General features: G+C 72.7%; 1 protein-coding gene. It reads left to right on the top strand.

The genetic code is table 11. The annotated features are described in order from the left end of the window. Positions 1 to 242, top strand: a 242-nt coding sequence (locus tag SB658_RS26980; RefSeq protein WP_410603580.1) for a YlxR family protein, incomplete at both ends; no start/stop codon positions are given.

Below are 242 nucleotides of genomic sequence, written 5' to 3'. Positions count from 1 at the left end.
CGCCGCATGCTCGAGCGCGGATGGCGGACGAGCGGATACCACCTCGGCTTCCGGCTCATCGGGCGCACCCGTGTGGACGCGCTCCAGCTCCTCCGCTTCGTGATCGGCGAGCTCGGTCGCATCTCCGTCGATTCGCACGCGACCACGGGTGGTCGCGGCGTGACCGGCTGGCTGACCTTCACCGAGCCGCCGGCGCCGCCGCAGATCGAGCAGTGCGTGGCGGCCCTGCGGGAGCTCCACCC

It is taken from the genome of Bacillus sp. SIMBA_008, from assembly GCF_046535495.1.
In the GTDB taxonomy this organism is placed as follows: Bacteria; Bacillota; Bacilli; order Bacillales; family Bacillaceae; genus Bacillus; species Bacillus subtilis.
The sequence above is the reverse complement of the archived record's forward strand: the minus strand, read 5'-3'. Positions and strand labels throughout refer to the sequence as shown.